The organism is Stieleria sp. (assembly GCF_041595215.1).
GTDB classification, from domain to species: Bacteria; Planctomycetota; Planctomycetia; order Pirellulales; family Pirellulaceae; genus Stieleria; species Stieleria magnilauensis.
This window is the reverse complement of record NZ_JBFHKV010001143.1, coordinates 1-2,608: the sequence shown is the minus strand read 5'-3', so window position 1 is coordinate 2,608 and position 2,608 is coordinate 1. Positions and strand designations below refer to the sequence as shown.

3 protein-coding genes are annotated in these 2,608 nt (G+C 61.0%); 1 reads left to right on the top strand and 2 read right to left on the bottom strand.

The features are described from left to right. Positions 1–876 (top strand): 4-hydroxy-tetrahydrodipicolinate synthase (gene dapA, locus ABX749_RS28995; protein WP_372899108.1); only part of this gene is annotated, 876 nt, incomplete at its 5' end. A 75-nt stretch (positions 877–951) separates the two neighbouring features. Here the strand turns inward: dapA and ABX749_RS28990 are convergent. Beyond that, complete coding sequence (locus tag ABX749_RS28990; RefSeq protein WP_372899107.1) at positions 952–2,262, bottom strand: homoserine dehydrogenase; 1,311 nt, start codon at positions 2,260–2,262, stop codon at positions 952–954. 46 nt (positions 2,263–2,308) lie between these two features. Then, positions 2,309–2,608, bottom strand: a 300-nt coding sequence (locus ABX749_RS28985; protein WP_372899106.1) for a PilZ domain-containing protein, incomplete at its 5' end; no start/stop codon positions are given.

Here is a 2,608-nt window from a genome sequence, read left to right as displayed (position 1 = left end):
GGACTATCGGTCGCCATCATCACGCCCTTTGCCAACGGCGGAGTGGACTACGACCGGTTGAAACAGCAGATCGAATTCCAAATCGAAGCGGGCACGCGTTGCATCGTTCCCGTTGGGACGACCGGCGAATCGCCGACGTTGACGCACGACGAGCATGAGCGCGTGATCGCGGAGACGATTCAGTGCGTCGCCGGACGCGCGAAAGTGATGGCCGGTACGGGCAGCAACAGCACCGCCGAAGCACTGCGTTTGACGAAACGGGCCGCGGACGAAGGTGCCGATGCGACGCTGCAGGTCGCACCCTATTACAACAAGCCGACCCAAGAAGGCTTGTACCAGCACTTCAAAGCGGTTGCCGAAGCCGTCGACATTCCGGTCTGTGTCTACAACATCCCCGGCCGTACCGGAAAAGAAATCGACGTGTCGACCATCCAGCGATTGGCCGAACTGCCGGGCATCACGATGGTCAAGGAAGCGACGGGCAAACTGGATCAGTGCTCGGCGATCGTCGGCACGACCGATTTGACCGTGCTCTCCGGCGACGACTCGCTGACGTTGCCGATGATGAGTGTCGGAGCTGAAGGCGTGGTGTCGGTCGTCGGCAACCTGGTTCCCGGCGACATGATCAAATTGGTCCGGGCGGCCAGCAGCGGCGATTATGAACTCGCTCGCAAAATGCACCACCAGTTGTTCGCCCTGTGCAGCAACATGCTGGGGCTGGCCACCAACCCGATTCCGGTCAAGGCCGCGATGCGGATGGTCGGACGCGACACGGGAGAATTGCGTTTGCCGATGACGCCCCTGGACGAAGCGGCCGAAAGCCAGTTGCAGCAAACCATTCTCGCCTACGGTCTGGCGAGCGCCGCAGCGGTTTGATTCGGCTGGGCGACGTTTCCGTCGCGATCAGTGAATGCTCGCACGCCGGCACGACCCGGCGGGCGTCCGACGACGCTATTCTTTCACGCGGAATCGCGTGACGGGACCTTGGACGGCGGTCAGCGATTCGATCTCCGCCGTCGCCAACTTCGCCGCACCCTCGGTCGCTTCGTGCGTCATGATCACCAGCGGCACCAGTTCCAGGTCCCCGCCGGCGGCTTCGGTCTCGTGCTGGATCACCGAGGCGATCGAGATCGCATGCTTGGCCAAGACGTTGGCGATGGCCGCCAGCGTCCCGGGATGATTGGCGACATGCAGCCTCAGGTAGAACCGCCCTCGCAACGTTTCGGCGTCGCGAAGGATGGCGCGGGGAGGATTGTCGCTGGAGAAATATTCCAGCGTTTGAAAGGTCAACTTGGTTCGGCCGACCGCGGTGTCGATCAAATCTGCCACGACAGCGGACGCCGTCGGCATTTGGCCGGCTCCCAGCCCATGGAAGAACACGGGGCCGACGGCATCGCCGATCGCGCGGATCGCATTGAACGCGTTTCGCACTTCGGCCAGCGGCGTCCCGATCTTCAACAGCGTCGGCGAAACCGACAATTCCAAGCCGTCGTCGGTCAGATTGGCGACGGCCAGTAATTTGATTCGATAGCCCAGTTCCCGCGCGTAACGCAGATCCACCGGATCCAACCCATCGATGCCGACTTTGGGGATGTCATTCCAGTCGACGGCGGCGCCGAACGCCAGGTGAGCCAAGATCGCCAGCTTTTGCGCCGCGTCCGTCCCGTCGACGTCCATTGTCGGATCCGCTTCGGCGTACCCGAGTTCCTGCGCCATTTTGACGACTTCTTCATAGTTGGAACCGAACTCGTCCATCTGGCTGACGATGAAGTTGCTGGTCCCGTTCAGGATCCCTTCGAGCGATTGCAGCTGGTTGGCCGACAAGCACTGGCTGATGTTGGCGATGATCGGGATACCGCCGGCCACAGACGCTTCAAACGCGATGCTGCGTCCCAATTGTCGGGCGCGATCGAACAGTTCCGGACCGTGCTCGGCCAGCAGGGCCTTGTTCGCGGTGACGATGTCTTTGCCCGATTCCAGCAACCGCAGCATGATCGATCGAGCGGGTTCGAGCCCGCCGATCAGTTGCGCCACGACGGTGATTTCCGGATCGTCGACGACTTCATCGATCGAATCGGTCAACACACCTTCGGGCAGATCGATCCGTGCAGCGGCTTTGGCGAGGTCTCTGGCGACCGCCTTGCGCAACCACAACGTTCGACCGGCATGACGCGCCGTGCGGTCTCCATGATCAAGCAACAGACGCGCAACACCGCTACCAACAGTTCCCAGGCCAACAATGGCAATGTTTGTCTTTTCCATGACGCCAGATGTTACCCGCCCGACCGCGTTTCAACGAGACCAGGCACTAGCGATGCATGTTGATGAATTGCCAGCCAGAAATCTTCCAGTTCGGCCCATAGGGACGACACCAGCGACACTGCGCCAACATTTTGATCGGCCCACCCTTAAGCGACTCAATCGTCAGCACCGCCGTGGACCGCTCGGGGATCTCGTTTTGCGTGATCAGCCCAATGCCGGCGGCAGAAACGTTTCGCGAAAATGCCATGATTTCTTGCTGAGCCCCTCGGATCAGCAACGCGACGGGCCGGACCAAATGCTCGCGGTGCGACGAACGATTTTCAATGCGATCGTAAAACGCGTCTTC

Excerpts from the sequence above, each read along its gene's own strand:
- ABX749_RS28990 (WP_372899107.1), bottom strand. The coding sequence starts at position 2,262 with ATGGAAAAGACAAACATTGCCATTGTTGGCCTGGGAACTGTTGGTAGC.